Here is a 16,331-nt window from a genome sequence, read left to right as displayed (position 1 = left end):
CCTGCTATGACAACAATCCGCGAAAATCTTCTGCTTTACCTCGTTACCGACGAAGCGGCCTGCCTGGGCCGGGATTTTTACTGGGTAGTGGAGGAGGCTGTCAAAGGTGGTGTTACCTTGGTGCAGCTACGTGAAAAAGTGCTTTCCACCCGTGCATTTATTGATCGCGCCAAGCGGATTAAAGCTTTACTCGAACCTTATCATGTACCCCTGATCATCAACGACCGGGTGGATGTTGCTCTGGCCGTCGATGCGGACGGCGTTCACGTAGGGCAGAGTGACATGCCTTTCCGGATGGTCCGTGATTTGCTTGCCCCTGAAAAAATAATAGGCCTATCGGCAGAACGGCAAGAGGATGTCCTTGAAGCTGAACATTGGAATCTTTCCTATCTTGCCGTGAGCCCTTTGTTTGCGACACCTACCAAAGCGGACACCGAAACGCCATGGGGTATGGAGGGGCTGCAATGGGTACGGAAGCATAGCAGACATTCACTGGTAGGTATAGGGGGGGTGCATGCAGGCAATGCACGGGAGGCAATACGAAACGGAGCGGCAGGAGTCGCCATTGTGTCAGCTATCTGCAGCGCGCCTTCACCCAGTGCTGCCGCACACGATTTGAAAACGATCTTAACCACTCCTCAGTCATTTGTAAAAAATTAATACTCACAGCATGAACCGTTATCCTACCATATTGACCATTGCAGGATCCGACAGCGGAGGCGGTGCCGGCATACAGGCCGACCTGAAAACCATCACTGCCCTCGGCGCTTACGGTGCTTCCGCCATTACAGCATTGACGGCACAAAATACACAGGGGGTCAGGGCGATACATCCCGTACCGCCAGCCTTTTTACGGGAGCAGCTGGAAGCGGTGTTCGAAGATATTAAAGTGGATGCTGTCAAGATTGGGATGATCAATACCGTCGAGGCTGCCCTGGTTGTTGCCGGCATACTCGATCGTTTCAGGCCCGGTTTTGTGATTTTCGACCCGGTGATGGTTTCCACAAGCGGTTCGAAACTGATCCAGGATGAAACGGTGGCGGTATTGTGGCAGGAACTGTTTCCGCGGGTCAATTTGATCACGCCCAATCTGGACGAAGGGCAAATACTTGTTTCTGAAACCATCGACTCGCTGGACTCCATGAAAGCGGCCGCCACGGAAATGGTGAGCCGGGGGTGCAATGCTGTATTGCTGAAAGGAGGGCACCTGAAGGGGCCATCGCTATTCGATGTATTTGCCCAGAAAGGACAGGAAATCCTGACGCTCGAATCGGATTATATCGATAGTCCGAATGTTCATGGTACCGGCTGCACGCTTTCATCAGCGATCGCTACCTGGGTAGCCAAGGGCAATTCGCTGATTGAGGCGATAATTTTCGCCAAAGAGTACATAGCCGATGCCATCGAGTCAGGCAAGGATATCAGCACCGGACATGGACCAGGCCCCCTCAATCATTCATTTTCACCACTTCCCATGCAAATTATCTCATGAAATTCACCGATATACTCTGGGCAGAAGCGTTACCGGTTTTCGAGAAAATACAACAGCATCCATTCAATCAGGAACTGAAACAGGGTACTTTACCACTGGAAAAGTTCAAGTTTTACATCTATCAGGATTCGCTTTACCTGGCTGATTTCTCGAAAGCACTGGCAGTCGCAGGAACGAAGGCAGGGAATAGTCATGAGTTACTGGATTTTTTGCAATTTGCGCAGAACGCGATTCTTGTTGAGCGTGCGTTGCATTTGAGTTATTTCAAGGAATATGTGATTGAATACGATGGCGGGAAAGCGCCGGGATGTTTCGCCTATACCAACTACCTGATGGCCGTGAGCGCATTTGAGTCCTACGAGGTGGCGGTCGCCGCATTGCTGCCCTGCTTTTGGATCTACAAACGGATCGGGGACCACATATATGCCAACCAATCCACCCCGAACCCTTATCAGAACTGGATCGACGCCTATGCCGGAGAGGATTTCGCGCATTCGGTTCAAAAAGCACTGAACATCTGTGACCGGATTGCAGAAGCGGCTTCCGACTCCACAAGGAAAAAGATGACTGAGGCTTACATGAATGCTTCAAGGCTCGAATACGTGTTCTGGGACAGCGCCTACCGCCTGGAAGCCTGGGAAGTATAGAAGGGACTGGTATGGGCTGACCGCCGATCAGCCGACCGCTTAAAAATAATTGCAAATTTTTTAGGGTACCGTTTAGCTGGGTTGTCAGAAATGCAAACGACCAGCTATGAAAAATTTGATCATGACCTTGATCGCCGGGGCCATCAGTGCCCTGGCTTTTGCCCAGCAGCCGACGCAGACCGTTAAAGGTCGCGTCATCGATACCGAATCGCAACAGCCGGTGATCGGAGCCAATGTAATCGTGAACTCTGTTAATCCCATCATGGGTGGCGTAACGGATACCGAGGGGAATTTTCGCATTGAAAAAGTATCTGTGGGCCGCCATTCTTTTAAGATTACGAGCGTGGGTTATGACGACGCTTTTGTACAGGAAATCAACGTGGGTTCCGGAAAGGAAGTGGAGCTCAATATCAAACTCACAGAATCCTTCCGTGCTTTGAATGAGGTTGTTGTGAAAGCTCAGAAAGAAAACGGAGCACCATTGAACGATATGGTGAGCGTCAGCGGGCGGTCTTTTACCGTCGATCAGACGAAGCGTTTTGCCGCATCGGTGAATGATCCGGCCCGGATGGCCATGTCCTTCGCCGGTGTGGCTACGACCGATGACGGGAATAACCAACTCGTGATCAGGGGTAACAGCCCGAAAGGAATGCTCTGGAGGATGGAAGGCGTGGAAATCCCTAATCCGAACCACTTCGCACAGGAGGGTGCCAGCGGAGGGGGAGTAAGCGCGTTGAGTGCGAACGTCCTGGGCAATTCCGACTTTCTCACGGGTGCTTTCCCGGCTGAATATGGCAATGCCACATCCGGGGTTTTCGATCTCAAACTTAGAAAAGGGAACAATGAAAAACGAGAATATGCGATGCAGGCCGGTATTCTTGGACTCGATTTTGCAGCCGAAGGCCCCATTGGTACAAAGGGCGGTGCTTCTTATCTGGCTAATTATCGCTATTCCACCCTTTCTGTTCTTAATAAAATCGGGGTTAACCTTAATGGCGATGCTTCGATCGATTTTCAGGATGGGGCTTTCAAAATACATATCCCTTACGACGACAAAGTGGTGGTGAGCGTGTGGGGAATGGGCGGGCTCAGCACGTCGAAGGTTGATGATGAAGACTTTAAGGAGCAGTTTAAATCCAACCGGGGTATGGTGGGCGTCAACTACCTGCGTTACATCAACAACCGGTCTTATATGGAGAACATCGTGTCTTATGCTGCGACCAGCCAGACCGGTGATTTTTACGACAAAAATATCGATGCAACCTATCAGCAAAAGTTTGTAAATCAGGCATTACGGCTCTCCTCTCTATATAATTATAAGATCAACGCACGAAACACGGTTCGCCTGGGAGTGATCATCAATCACCTGGATTTTGACTTGTATGACAAGGACAACGAAGACGGTCCGTTCGAAATCAATGTGGACCGGAAAGGCAACACGCAACTGTTTCAGGCTTATGCGCAATGGAAGTCGCGTTTAACTCCAACCGTTACACTGAATGCGGGCATGCATGGGATGCTGCTGGGGCTCAATAACCATTATTCGATTGAGCCCAGGGTGGGTTTGAAGTGGGCGGTAGCGCCGCGCTCCACAGTAAGTCTGGGGGCCGGCCTGCATAGTAAAACCGAGTCTATCTCGACGTACTTCGCGCAAGTGAAAGTCTCGGATGATAAAACCGATTTGTTGAATAAAAATCTGAAACTAACCAAGTCTGCCCATCTGGTGGCAGGGTATGAGTTCCGGCCGTCTGCGAGCTGGCGGGTACAGGCAGAAACGTATTACCAGCACCACTATAACATTCCGATCGGTCCGCCGAACACGACCACGCCCTACTTGCTGCACAACTCGCAGTTGAATGAAATCAGTGGTTTTGTGAGCGATTCACTGACGAGCGACGGCAAAGGGCGCAGCTATGGGCTTGAACTGACAGTCGAGAAGTCACTGACGGCGGGCATTTATCTGATGAGCACCACCTCGTTGTACCAATCGAAATACACGGGCCGGGATGGTATCGAACGCGACAGCCGGTTTAATGGGAAATACGTGCAAAATCTGCTTGCCGGCAAGGAATGGCGGGTCGGAAAGAGTAAAACGAGCGTTTTTGCTGCAAATATCAAACTCCTTGCTGCCGGGGGAAATCGTACCACACCTATCGACCTGGAAAAATCACGGGAGAAGGGAAGAACAGAACGTGATTGGTCGCGCAGCTATTCGGAGCAGCTTCCACACTATTTCCGGACCGACCTGCGTGTGAGCTTTACGCGAAACAGAAAGCGTACTTCGTCGACGATTTCAATGGATATCCAGAATGTAACCAATCGCCTGAATGCACTGGACCGCTACTATGACAAGAAGAATGACCGCGTGAAACTCATTACCCAGACCGGTTTACTGCCTATTTTGAACTATCGTCTTGAATTTTAAGCTCTTGAAAGGCTTGACCTTTGGAACAGTTGTTTTAAAGCTCTTTGAATCAAAATAATTTCAACAGATCTAAAGACAATCGTTATGGAAAAGGATTTTGAAGATAATGGAGCCATTCAAAAGCTTAAATCGCTGGCCGAGGACATCAGATTCTGCATGTACACGACGTACGATAGCGGTCGGATCGAATCGCGGCCGATGACCACGCTTGATATCGACGGCGAAGGAAACGTATGGTTTTTTACCAGTCGCCACACCGAACTCGTCAAAGATGTACGCCAGGGCAGTCCGGTAACGTTGATTTATTCGGACCCGAAAAATAACAGTTACTTGAGCGTTTCCGGTACGGCGTCCATTGTAGAGAGTGAGCACAGAAAAGAGGAATTGTGGAGTGCAATGTCCAAAGCCTGGTTTCCGGGTGGTAAGGACGACCCGAATCTGGCGGTGCTTCGTGTTACCACGCAGGAAGCCGCCTACTGGGATAGTACTTCTTCCAAAATGGTGGTATTCTTTTCGATGCTCAAAGCGGTACTCACCGGTACCACACCGGATGGAGGTGACCACGGGAAGTTGAATCTGGTGTAGATGTATATAGATTGAATGCAAAAGAGGCGAACGGTTTTCCGCTCGCCTCTCTGCTTAATCAGCCTTTTTACTCTGCACTGGCTTCCTCATTCACATAGGCTTCTGCCAGCTCGGTCAGTTTATGATCCGTTTCCCCTTCCTGATTCAGCGTTTGTTGCAGCATATCGGCCACATCGGCATGCCCTAGTGTACGGGCAATGTTCCGCAATGTTCCGTAGGATGCAATTTCATAGTGTTCCACTTTTTGCGCGGCCATAATCAGTCCGCAGTCGCGTACCATAGTGCCTTTGTCGGTGCTTTCGATAATTTCGTTGGCTTCTTCGATGAGCCCTTCCATTGCAGCGCATTTCTTTGCCTGTGCTTTTTCTCCGATCTTACCGAAAATTTCTTCCAAACGGTTTGCGTGTTCTTCGGTTTCGGAGGTATGTTGTTCGAATGCACTTTTAAGTTCTTCGGAAGTGGTATTCTTAGACATTTTGGTAAGTGCTTTGGCCAGCTGTTTTTCTGCCCAATAAAGGTCTTTAAGCCCGTCTACAAACAGTTCTTTCAACTTTTCGCTATCGGTTTCGGTGATTTGTTTGGTTGTAGCTTTGCTTTTCGTCGCTTTCATGATCGTAATTTTAAATGGTTGTGGTTGTTGAACAGGTGAATGGCGGCAGCCACTCGATCGCGCGCTTTCTTCCAAAAGCCGTACCACAACCGCACAGCGTGAAATGGTGCCGAATGCTTTGCAACATGAAGACATTCCTACACATATACGTGTGGCGCGGGCGGGAAAACGGTGGGAATGCTTTTTATGGGTTGGCCGTCATAACCGGATGACACCAATGAGAAACAGGAAACATTTGAAATGGACGATTGTGGTCTTACTGCTGCTGGGCATTGCATTCGCGACCTGGTATTTTTTCAAAAAAGCCGATCCTGATCTCGTATCGGGACTGAAGCCCCGGGTAGACATGAGTATTTCACACATCAGCGACGTGACTGACAGTACTCTCAAAATGGAGCTCAAAACGTTGGTGCACAACCCACTTCCCGTAGGGATGCATGTGAGAAAGCTGAACTTCGTCGTGCGAATGAATGGACGGACCATTATCGAAGACCATTACGGAAAGCCATTGACCATCGGGGCAGCAGACAGCTCCCTGCTTATGCTTCCGGCCAAAGTGAAGATTCGTAACCTGCGGGAAGAGGGGGATCAGGAGGCAGCCCAAGGGCGTGACAGCGCCGATTATCAGTTTGAAACAGTGCTCTATTTTGAAAAATCATTTCTGGGTAAAGACTCGCTACGGCTGACCATCGACAAACGGCTGCCGCTGTATCGTCTGCCACAGGTCAGAATGGCCGGCTATGATTTTAAAAAACTGGGCTTAAAAGAATCAGATATCGTTGTGAAGATCGAGGTGACCAACCGTAACCAGTTTTCGCTGGAATTCAAAAATCCGGTTTATGCGATGGATCTGGGGAAGCAAAAGCGATTTGCGGAAGGTAAGGTTGCCGGTATCACTCAAGTGAAGGGACACAGTCAGGATATTTACGAAATACCATTGTCGGTTAGCCTTGGAAAAGTCATTAAAGCTGCCGGGCAACTGATCGGCCAGGGAAAGGAGCTGCCATTTACATTTTATTTCAAAAGCAGGATCGTTTCGGAAAATGAGGTCCTGAACGGGAGTGAAATGAATCTGATCATGGATGGGGAGTTGAAGGATATTGAGTCTTTTCAAAAAAATATGCAGAAAAAATAACATAACGGCTTCGGAGCCTCCGAAGCCGTTATCACTCACTGGCGGTCGAACCAGATTGTCATTTCATTCGCCCCCCGGTTGGCCCAGGCGTAGTAGGGAATAAGCGTAATGCTGCCCTCTTTTGATTTCAGCGCCTGAATGCCCCCCAATAGATCTTTCCGGTATTCGGGTGTAAAGTCCTGTGTTCCTGATATTTTGATGGAAAGCGCCTTGCCTCCGTTGTCATGTCCTTCTGCGCAATACAGAACCGGTCCGCGCTCGATGGCCAACTTCCCCTGATTGGATTTGATATTCGCATGGGAAACAATCCTTCGAACCGGCATATCGAGCTGCAATGTCACGACATCCCCCTTTTTCCATGCGCGGTTCAATGTGAGATAGCCTTTTTCCACCGCTGCGTCAATTTTCTTTCCGTTGATGGCTATTGATACAGGCTTTGCCAGTTTGTCTTCGTAATTATACAAGCCTCCGGGAATCGCTTCACCCGTTGCCCAGCCGGGAATGCGGATCTGTAACGGGAATGTGATGGTTTTCGAGGGATCAATGTGGATCCGGATATCGCCTTCCCAGGGATATTGCGTTTGTTGTGCCACCTCGACCGGTGTGTTTTGAATAGAGATGCTGGCTTTGGAATCGACAAATAGGTTAATAATCAATGAGTTGTCCCGAATGGCATACATATAGCCCGGCATCGAAGGAAGGAATCTTGATACATTGGTAGGGCAGCAGGCAGTTCCAAACCATTCGTGCCGCACGGCACCTGAGCCCTTACCGAAGTCGTTCACACCATTGGAGGACATGGGATTGACATAAAAAAACGTATTGCCTTTGACACCCATGCCGGCCAGAAAACCATTGTAAAGTACGCGTTCAAATACGTCCATATATTTGGGCTCACCGGTCAGCAGGTACATTTTATGGTTCCAGAACATGTTGGCAATAGCCGCGCAGGTTTCGGCATAGGCATTTTCATTAGGCAGCACATAGGACTTGTCGAAGGCTTCTCCGTCTTCGCGCGCACCCATGCCGCCGGTCACGTATTGTTTTTTGTAGGTGGCGTCTTCCCAGATCGCATGCACGGCTGCATGGTCGCTGGGATCTGGCCGGATCGTGAGCAGGTCCGCGACGCCTGTATACAGGTATTGTGCGCGTACCGCATGACCCATCGCTTCGCGCTGGCGTACGAACGGCACCTGGTCCTGAAAATAGGAGGGGCCGAGCTTATGCTCGTCCAGAAACAGCGTGCGCTTGTCGGAACGTCCGCGCATATCGATGAAGAACTTGGCAAGGTTGAGGTACTCTTTTTTTGCAGTCACCCGGTACAGCCTCACGAGTGCCAGTTCGATCTCCTCATGCCCGGGAACCACTACCATTTGACCCGGTTTGGGACCAATGGTTTTCACCAGATGATCCGCATTTTTAATGGCCACATTCAGCAACGACTTTTTGCCTGTTGCCTCGTAATGCGCCACAGCTGCTTCATAGAGATGTCCGACATTGTATAGTTCATGACTGCCGTTTTCAAAAGAGTAGCGGTAAGGGCCGGCGATCCAGTCGTAGGAGCCGGTGGTGTCTTTGTTGATGGTGCGGATCGTGTAAAGGTAGCCGTCGGGCTCCTGGGCAGCGGCGAAGAGGGTGATGAGACTGTCCAGATAGTGATCCAGTTTGGGGTCGTAGCTGTTTTGAAGTACGTATGCTGCTCCTTCCACTACTTTGAAAACATCCGAATCATTGAAACGGGTACCTTTGAACGTTCCCTTTTTTAACCCGCCGGCCACGGCAAAATTATCGAACCGGCCCGATTCCTCACATTGGTGCAAGGCGTGCGGAACGGTTACCTGCCTGGCCAGTTGCACGCGGTCATGCCAGAATCCCTGGGTGGTTTTAACATTCTTGAGCGGTACTGGTACGATGGAGGCTGTTTGAGCAAAAAGCAGGTGATGGAGACAGGTGAAAGCAAACAGGCAGAGTGATCGGATCATCGGCAAAAAAGGAAGATTGTATGTAATTTGGCTAAAAAGCCCAAAAAACATGCCAATCCTCCCGAACAAACAGGGATTCTCCGACTTAGAGGCCGTACTTCTCCATTCGTCTGTACAGTGCTGCGCGGCTCAATCCCAGCTCACGGGCTGCATCGGTAATGTTTCCGTTGAATCTCTTGAGGGCTTTGATGATCATGTTTTTTTCCATGTCCTCCAAATCGAAGCCTGTCGCCGTGGCGGGCTGGCCGGCTGAACTTTTGAGGAAAAGGTCATCAGGTTGCAAAGTTTTTTCCTGGGAAAGGATCACTGCCCGCTCTACGGCATGCTGCAATTCCCGGATGTTCCCGGGCCAGTTGTATTGCTGCATTTTTTTGACCAGTGCATTGCTGATATCATTAACAGGGCGGTTGTATTTCTTCGCGTATTGTTTGAGATAATATTCTGCCAGGGCACTGATATCCTCGGGCCGGTCGCGCAACGGCGGCAGGTCCAGTTCGATGGTGTTGATCCGATAGAGCAAATCCTGGCGGAAAGTTTTTTCGGCTACCATTTTCTCGATATTCATATTCGTTGCGCAAATCAGGCGGACGTCCAGTGGAATAGGTTTGTTTGAGCCTACACGCGTCACTTTGCGCTCCTGGATAACGGTGAGAAGCTTTGCCTGCAGGGACAAAGTGAGGTTACCGATTTCGTCCAGGAAAATGGTGCCTCCTTTGGCTTCTTCAAACCGGCCGGCGCGGTCTTCCTTCGCATCGGTAAATGCGCCTTTTACGTGGCCGAACAGCTCACTTTCAAAAAGGCTTTCGCTGATGGCACCGAGATCTACCGCCACAAACGGCTTGTCGGCGCGTTTGGAATGCTGGTGCACATGCCTGGCGAGTTGCGTCTTTCCGGTGCCGTTTTCACCAAGAACCAGCACGTTGGCATCGGTAGCCGCAACGCGTTCGGCGGTCATCAAAACCTGGCGCATGCTGTCACTCGTGGCGACGATGGCGTCGGATGCTGCCTTGTTGTTCTTCTTATTGTCTTCTTTGGATTTGTCTTCGTGAACCGGTACTATTTTATCCTTCCCGCCTTCCAGGGCAACGCTGATGGTGGCGAGGAGTTTTTCGTTTTCCCAGGGTTTGAGCACAAAATCGATCGCGCCCGCTTTGATCGCGCGGATCGCCATTTCAATATCGCCATAGGCTGTGATCATGATGACCTTGGCGGCGGGATTAATGTCCAGGATCCGGTCGAGCCAATGAAAGCCTTCCCTGCCGCTGTTCACGTCACGGGTGAAGTTCATGTCCAGCAGGATCAGGCCGTAATCGCCGTTCGTTACCAGAAAAGGGAGTTTCTGGGGATTCTTTTCTATATCTACCGCTTTCGCGTGGCGTTTCAGCAGGAGTTTAGCGGCACTGAGTACGTCAACATCGTCGTCGATAATCAGAATTTTGGCTTCAGAGAGTAGCATGGCTGTTCTTTCTTGTGGTGCGCAGGCGGGTTAACACGGCCGGATAAGGTGGAAAAGGAATTGTTTGGTAAGATAAGGATGCAATTTTAAATATTATTTCCTAACAAGCTAAAATGTCACTATTTTACCTGAAAAAGACTGCAAAAAAGGGCTTGTCCGCGCCCGAACAAATTTGTCCGATAACGGACAACAAAAGCGTTTTAGTTAATGTAAAATATGTTGATTTTCAAATGATTAGATAGCGTTGTCTTCTTTGGCATAGTGATTGGATAGTGAAAAGCAATTACAAAGGCGAACTCAATCACTGACATATAATGGAAGTTAAAACACCTAACTCTACGAGCACTAGCAACGGATTTTCCGGAGGATCATCAATGGACAGAGTAAAACCCAAGAAATTCTGGAGTACCAAACGCATCGGCATCATTGCCGGCAGTACCTTGCTGGTTGCCTTCCTGGTCTATCAATTTTTCTTTGCTGACAAGCGCAGCAAGCTGAATGTCGAGCAGGACAAACTGACTGTATCGACTGTGAAGCAAGGCAAGTTTGATGAATTCATCGTGGTAACCGGTGTGGTTCAGCCACTCAAAACCATCCAGCTGGATGCGATCGTGGGTGGATATGTGACGGAGAAACTGATCGAAGGCGGTAATATGGTGAAGCAGGGCGATGTATTGCTCCGGTTGGAAAACCAGAATCTGAAACTGAGCTTTCTCCAATCGGAAACAGAAGCCAGCCGATTGGTAAACGATCTTCAAAACACCCGGCAGAACCTCAAAGTGGCCCGCTTTACACTGCAAAAGACATTGAGCGATCTCGATTTCCAGTTGGATCAGGCCAAAGATGCACACGAGCGGAATGTGAAGCTCTTTAAGGATAAAGTCATTCCGGAGGCCGATTACCTGAAAACGAAACGTGATTACGAAAAGCTGGTCAGACAGCGGGAGATCGAAATAGAATCGCAGAAATACCAGGAAGAAAATGCCAAAATGCAGATCACGCAGTTGGAAGGAACGTTGGCCAGCACACAGAAAAACGTAAACCTCTGGCGCCAGACATTGGATAACCTGGTAGTAAAAGCACCGGTGTCCGGCTTGTTGTCCTCGATGAATGTGGAAGTAGGATCGAACATCAACCAGGGGCAGAATATCGGGCAGATCGACGATTTGAACGGGTTTAAAATGCGTGTGAGCGTGGATGAACATTACATTTCGAGAATTTTCGCCGGTCTCCAGGGATCTATGGAATTTAACGGCAAGGACTACGGATTGAAGATCATTAAAATATATCCGGAAGTACTCAGCGGTCGTTTCGAAGTGGATATGCAGTTTGATAAAGGCGCTCCTGAACTGATCAAAAGAGGGCAGTCGGCTCCGATCCGTCTGCAGCTTGGTCAGCCCTCACAGGCTACATTGCTGCCGGTGGGTGGTTTCTTCTCAGAAACAGGCGGAAACTGGGTGTATGTCGTCGGGGAAGATGGCAAGCGCGCTGCAAAACGCAAGATTACACTGGGACGTAAAAACCCTGAATATTTCGAAGTACTCGAAGGTCTGAAACCCGGTGAGAAGGTCATTACCAGCTCTTACGAGAACTTTGGAGATAATGAAGTGCTGGAATTTTAATGGGAGAGAAAGGGAGGAAGGAGAAGAGGGAGGAACGTTTGAGAAATTAATTGGACAGAGCCTCAGAAGTTTGTTTCTCTCGTTTTGATTAGGTTTTGGATCATTGCGGACAACAGGTGGCTTTTGGAAATGAGTTCCGTTCCTGCATCCTGACAAATCAGGCCTATTCCCAGAGCGATATAAATTTGAGTTCGCAGCTCACCAGAAGAACCTTTTGCAATTCGTAAATAACGTATAAACTCTTTGTTAGAATGACGTTCGAAACCCTCAGCAATGTTAGAAGGAACCGACACAGCTGCTCGGCACATCTGATCTTTGAGATTAAAATCGCGGCATGCCTCGAGCGTCTGATAAACATGGATGGATAAGGCGACCCCATCCTGCCAAATCTTTAAATCTTCGAATTTTTCAACTTTTGATATAGACAACAGGATTGAAGCAAGAATGAGGGCAATAATATTGATTTTCCCTTTCTTCCTTACTCCCTTTCCTCCAAAGCATTCAAGCAATGATTAAAATTAGCAACCTGCAAAAGATCTTTTCTACTGAGGAAGTAGAAACCACCGCCCTGAACGGTATCGACATGGAAGTGAAAGATGGCGAATTCGTAGCCATTATGGGCCCTTCCGGTTGTGGGAAATCCACCCTCCTGAATATTTTGGGCCTGCTGGATAACCCCAGCGAAGGATCCTATGAGTTCTACGGCACGGAAGTGGGCAAAATGTCGGAACGCCAGCGCGCACAGATTCGCAAAGGCAACATCGGCTTTGTATTCCAGAGCTTTAACCTGATCGATGAGCTGACGGTCTATGAAAACGTTGAGCTGCCATTGCTTTACCTGAAAACACCTCCCGCAGAACGAAAGGAAAAAGTGGAAGCGGCATTGACACGCATGAACATGATGCACCGCCGGAATCACTTTCCGCAGCAGCTTTCAGGGGGGCAGCAGCAACGTACGGCCATAGCACGCGCGGTGGTTGCCACTCCCAAAACAATCCTGGCGGATGAGCCTACAGGTAACCTCGATTCCAAGAATGGTGAAGAGGTGATGAATCTGCTCAGCCAGCTGAATGGTGCCGGAACGACCATCCTGATGGTAACGCACTCACCCTACGACGCAGGCTTTGCGCATCGCATCGTCAATCTGTTCGACGGTAAGATCGTGACTGAGAAAATACATGTTTAGAAACCCTCCGGTGATTGGCGACTAGCTGCAACTGTCGCACGGCAGGCTTTGTAACGAAATTTTGAATGGGACCTTGTCCCTTAGTAGTGCAGTCGGGCCGTCTGGCCATAGCTAGTCTTAATAATATGCCAAATCTAACCATGAAGAAAATCCTAACCATCCTATTGGCCGGCGCGAGTACGCTGGCCATTGCCCAGAAAAGGGCGCACCTCAGCAGAAGTATCGACGACGATGGTAAAAAACTCACCATCAAAGTAACCGGAACAATCGACGGAAAAGAAGTCGATTTCAACAAATCGTTTGATGTGGAGGGCCTGGACAAAGACGAGCGTGAGGCCTTGCGCGAGCAGGTACTCACTTCAATAAGTTCCGGAAATCTGGACTTGCCGGTGCCGAAAGCACGCTGCGAAGCTTCGGTTTCAGCGGACCTGCCGAAACCTCCCGCTCCAACAGTGCCGGAATCCTTGGCTTTTTCCTCCAATGAGGTCAATGCGGAGATGGTCTCTTCGGGGAAAGGCTTTATGAAGGAGCCCGTTGCAGCTGATCCGAAAGGCTATTCCAAGCACGTAAGGTATAATCCGGAGACCGGCGAAATGTTCCTTAAATACCGCTTCATGAAAAATGGAGATGAATACATCTATGAGAAGACCGTTGATGCTATCGAAAAATCAGAGAAAGAGCGGTCAAAAATCATCGACGCTTTCGAAAGCGAGATAGGACTTCCCGGTAAAGGGATGGAAATGTAATCAAAGGCTAATATGCTACGAAACTATCTGAAAATTGCCTGGCGGAATCTGCGTAAACATAAGTTTTACTCGTTTCTGAACATATTCGGTCTGTCGCTGGGACTGGCGAGTTGTTTGCTGATCACACTATACGTAGTGGATGAGCTGAGCTTCGACAGATCTTTCGAACATGCAGATCGCATTTTTCGCATCAATTCGGATATCCGTTTCGGAGGAGCAGATATGTCTTTGGCCGTAGCACCCGACCCGTTGGCATTCACGTTGAAAAAAGACTATCCGCAGATAGAACAGGTTGTGCGGATCCGTGAAAATGGAAGCCAGCTTGTCCGACGGAGCAATTCCACCGAAAACCTCAAAGAAGAGCACGTGTTTTATGCGGACTCAACCTTTTTTGAATTGTTTTCGGTCAAACTGTTGTCCGGCGACCCAACTCAGGTTTTAGATCAACCGAACACGGTCGTGATCTCGGAGCGGGATGCGCAAAAGTACTTTGGTGACGAAGACCCCGTTGGTAAACCCCTTCTGATCGACGGTGAGCAGACGTTTACAGTAACGGGTGTAATGCAGAACATCCCCGCTCGTTCGCATATGCGGGATGTGAACATGTTGCTTTCTATGAGTTCTTACGAAGATAGCCGGCGTAATGACTGGGGGAGCCACAATTACAATACCTATGTATTGTTCAGGGAAGGAGTGGACCCGCAGCAGTTTGAACAGAATTTTGAAACAATTCTCAGGAAATACACTGACAAGTGGATCAGAGGCTTTCTGGGCGCTTCCCTGGACGAAGTCCGCAAGTCGGGAAATTACCTGCGGTACACCTTAATACCTCTTACTGACATTCACCTGCGTTCCGATCGGACTGCGGAAATCAATGTCAATGGTAATATTCAGTATGTCTATATTTTCGCTGTTGTAGCGATATTTCTGCTGGCGATTGCCTGTGTCAATTTTATGAATCTCGCCACTGCGCGTTCGGCCAACCGAGCCAAGGAAGTTGGTGTTCGCAAGGCACTGGGTTCGGAACGTTCAGCGCTGGTAAGCCAATTCCTGACGGAATCGGTCATGCTCAGCTTCTTCTCATTGGCACTGGCCATTCTCTTAGCTTATTTCGCATTGCCCTTATTTAACAATCTGGCAAGCAAAGAGATCGAATTCCCGATCGCCAATTTGTGGTTCTGGTTGATTTTGTTGGTCACCGGCGGCGTTGTCGGCATTCTTGCAGGAAGCTACCCGGCATTCTTTCTTTCGGCATTTAAGCCTTTGAAAGTCCTGAAAAATACAATTGAGCTGGAAGGGAAGGGGAGTGGTTATCTTCGCAATGTGCTGGTCGTATTCCAGTTTGTGATTTCTATGATGCTCATTGTTGGTACAGGCGTGATCTACCAGCAATTGAACTACATCCAGACCAAAAAACTAGGCTTCAATAAAGAACAAATGCTGATTGTACACGATGCTTATGCGCTGGATAATCAGGTCAAGGCATTCAAAGAGCAGGTTCTTCAAATCCCCAATGTTGAAAGCGGTACCGTAAGCAGCTTTCTGCCCACACCGTCGGCCCGTACCGATCATACTTTCTTCCCTGTCGGTCAGATCCAGCAAGATAAGGGAATCAATATGCAGAAATGGGCAGTTGACTATGATTTTGTCAAAACGCTTGGACTCGAAATGAAAACAGGACGCCCTTTCCGGGAGGATTTTCTTTCGGATTCGACGGGCATAATTATCAATGAAAATGCGGCAAAAGTGTTGGGATATGCCGACCCGATCGGAAAGAAGATATTCGGGTTTGAAGATGCTCAACTGCAGAAGAAGGTAATTTATACCATCATTGGAGTCGTTAAGAATTTCCATTATGAATCTCTGCGAAAAAACATAGGCGCATTGAGCCTGATCCTCTATAAAAGCAGCGGTACAGTCGTATTTAGGCTGAATGGGGGCGATATGGGGCGTACTGTAGGCCAGGTGGAAGCATTGTGGAAGAAAGTGGCACCCGGGCAACCGTTCAACTATGGGTTTATGGATGAAGATTTTGATAACGTTTACCGGAGTGAACAGCGTGTCGGGCAGATATTCATCACATTTGCTGCCATCTCTATCATGATCGGATGCCTTGGACTGTTCGGACTTTCAGCATATACCGCGGAACGCCGCACAAAAGAAATCGGCGTCAGAAAAGTACTGGGTGCGAGTGTTTCCAACATTGTCGCATTGCTGTCCAGGGAGTTTTTGAAGCTGATTATCATTGCTATCGTCATCGGTAGTCCTGTCGCATGGTTTGCCATGAATCGTTGGCTGAGCGATTTCGCCTATCACATCGATGTTTCCTGGTGGATGATCGCTTCGGCCGGTTTGCTGGCAGTTCTCATTGCATTGCTGACGGTGAGCTTTCAAAGTATCAAAGCGGCATTAATGAATCCGGTGAAGTCGCTGAAGTCGGAATAG

14 protein-coding genes are annotated in these 16,331 nt (G+C 49.0%); 10 read left to right on the top strand and 4 right to left on the bottom strand.

Features of this window, described 5'->3' with window-relative positions:
• Positions 1–6: 6 nt before the first annotated feature.
• From thiE to BP71_RS11580, 5 genes are all read left to right on the top strand, one after another.
• Entirely contained in the window at positions 7–660 is a 654-nt protein-coding gene (thiE, locus tag BP71_RS11600; protein WP_496379292.1) for a thiamine phosphate synthase, read from the top strand.
• 10 nt (positions 661–670) lie between these two features.
• Complete coding sequence (gene thiD / locus BP71_RS11595) at positions 671–1,492, top strand: bifunctional hydroxymethylpyrimidine kinase/phosphomethylpyrimidine kinase (protein ID WP_496379290.1); 822 nt, start codon at positions 671–673, stop codon at positions 1,490–1,492.
• The gene (gene tenA, locus BP71_RS11590) at positions 1,489–2,139 is read left to right on the top strand and encodes a thiaminase II (protein ID WP_496379288.1); all 651 of its coding nucleotides are present in this window, start codon (positions 1,489–1,491) and stop codon (positions 2,137–2,139) included. The genes thiD and tenA overlap by 4 nt, the downstream gene beginning before the upstream one ends.
• Before the next feature lie 106 nt (positions 2,140–2,245).
• Positions 2,246–4,564 carry a TonB-dependent receptor gene (locus tag BP71_RS11585; protein WP_496379286.1) on the top strand — a complete coding sequence of 773 codons (2,319 nt, stop codon included), beginning with the start codon at positions 2,246–2,248 and terminating at the stop codon, positions 4,562–4,564.
• 84 nt (positions 4,565–4,648) lie between these two features.
• Positions 4,649–5,149, top strand: a complete 501-nt coding sequence (locus BP71_RS11580; protein ID WP_496379284.1) for a pyridoxamine 5'-phosphate oxidase family protein — start codon at positions 4,649–4,651, stop codon at positions 5,147–5,149.
• Between the two features lie 67 nt (positions 5,150–5,216).
• Here the strand turns inward: BP71_RS11580 and BP71_RS11575 are convergent, their stop codons facing one another.
• Positions 5,217–5,759: a YciE/YciF ferroxidase family protein gene (locus tag BP71_RS11575; RefSeq protein ID WP_496379282.1), complete on the bottom strand. Its 543-nt coding sequence runs from the start codon at positions 5,757–5,759 to the stop codon at positions 5,217–5,219.
• A 217-nt stretch (positions 5,760–5,976) separates the two neighbouring features.
• Between BP71_RS11575 and BP71_RS11570 the strand changes: the two genes are divergently transcribed.
• The gene (locus BP71_RS11570) at positions 5,977–6,894 is read left to right on the top strand and encodes an LEA type 2 family protein (protein ID WP_496379280.1); all 918 of its coding nucleotides are present in this window, start codon (positions 5,977–5,979) and stop codon (positions 6,892–6,894) included.
• Positions 6,895–6,929: 35 nt separating this feature from the next.
• Here BP71_RS11570 and BP71_RS11565 read toward each other — a convergent pair whose 3' ends face one another.
• Positions 6,930–8,876 carry a glycoside hydrolase family 127 protein gene (locus tag BP71_RS11565; protein ID WP_496379278.1) on the bottom strand — a complete coding sequence of 649 codons (1,947 nt, stop codon included), beginning with the start codon at positions 8,874–8,876 and terminating at the stop codon, positions 6,930–6,932.
• Between the two features lie 85 nt (positions 8,877–8,961).
• Positions 8,962–10,332, bottom strand: a complete 1,371-nt coding sequence (locus BP71_RS11560) for a sigma-54-dependent transcriptional regulator (protein ID WP_496379276.1) — start codon at positions 10,330–10,332, stop codon at positions 8,962–8,964.
• A gap of 374 nt (positions 10,333–10,706) precedes the next feature.
• On the opposite strand from BP71_RS11560, the gene BP71_RS11555 reads away from it, so the two are divergent.
• Positions 10,707–11,954, top strand: a complete 1,248-nt coding sequence (locus tag BP71_RS11555) for an efflux RND transporter periplasmic adaptor subunit (RefSeq protein ID WP_496379274.1) — start codon at positions 10,707–10,709, stop codon at positions 11,952–11,954.
• A gap of 62 nt (positions 11,955–12,016) precedes the next feature.
• On the opposite strand, the gene BP71_RS11550 is transcribed toward BP71_RS11555, so the two are convergent.
• Positions 12,017–12,463, bottom strand: coding sequence for a four helix bundle protein (locus tag BP71_RS11550; protein ID WP_496379272.1), 447 nt, complete (start codon positions 12,461–12,463; stop codon positions 12,017–12,019).
• On the opposite strand from BP71_RS11550, the gene BP71_RS11545 reads away from it, so the two are divergent.
• The 3 genes from BP71_RS11545 to BP71_RS11535 all read left to right on the top strand — a co-directional run bounded on the left by BP71_RS11545 (position 12,463) and on the right by BP71_RS11535 (position 16,331).
• Entirely contained in the window at positions 12,463–13,140 is a 678-nt protein-coding gene (locus BP71_RS11545; RefSeq protein ID WP_295934228.1) for an ABC transporter ATP-binding protein, read from the top strand. The genes BP71_RS11550 and BP71_RS11545 overlap by 1 nt on opposite strands.
• 140 nt (positions 13,141–13,280) lie before the next feature.
• Positions 13,281–13,886, top strand: coding sequence for a hypothetical protein (locus BP71_RS11540; RefSeq protein WP_496379270.1), 606 nt, complete (start codon positions 13,281–13,283; stop codon positions 13,884–13,886).
• A gap of 12 nt (positions 13,887–13,898) precedes the next feature.
• The gene (locus BP71_RS11535) at positions 13,899–16,331 is read left to right on the top strand and encodes an ABC transporter permease (protein ID WP_496379268.1); all 2,433 of its coding nucleotides are present in this window, start codon (positions 13,899–13,901) and stop codon (positions 16,329–16,331) included.

The organism is Dyadobacter ginsengisoli DSM 21015 (genome assembly GCF_059568735.1).
Note: the sequence above shows the minus strand (reverse complement) of the source record. Positions and strands in the feature narration are given on the sequence as shown.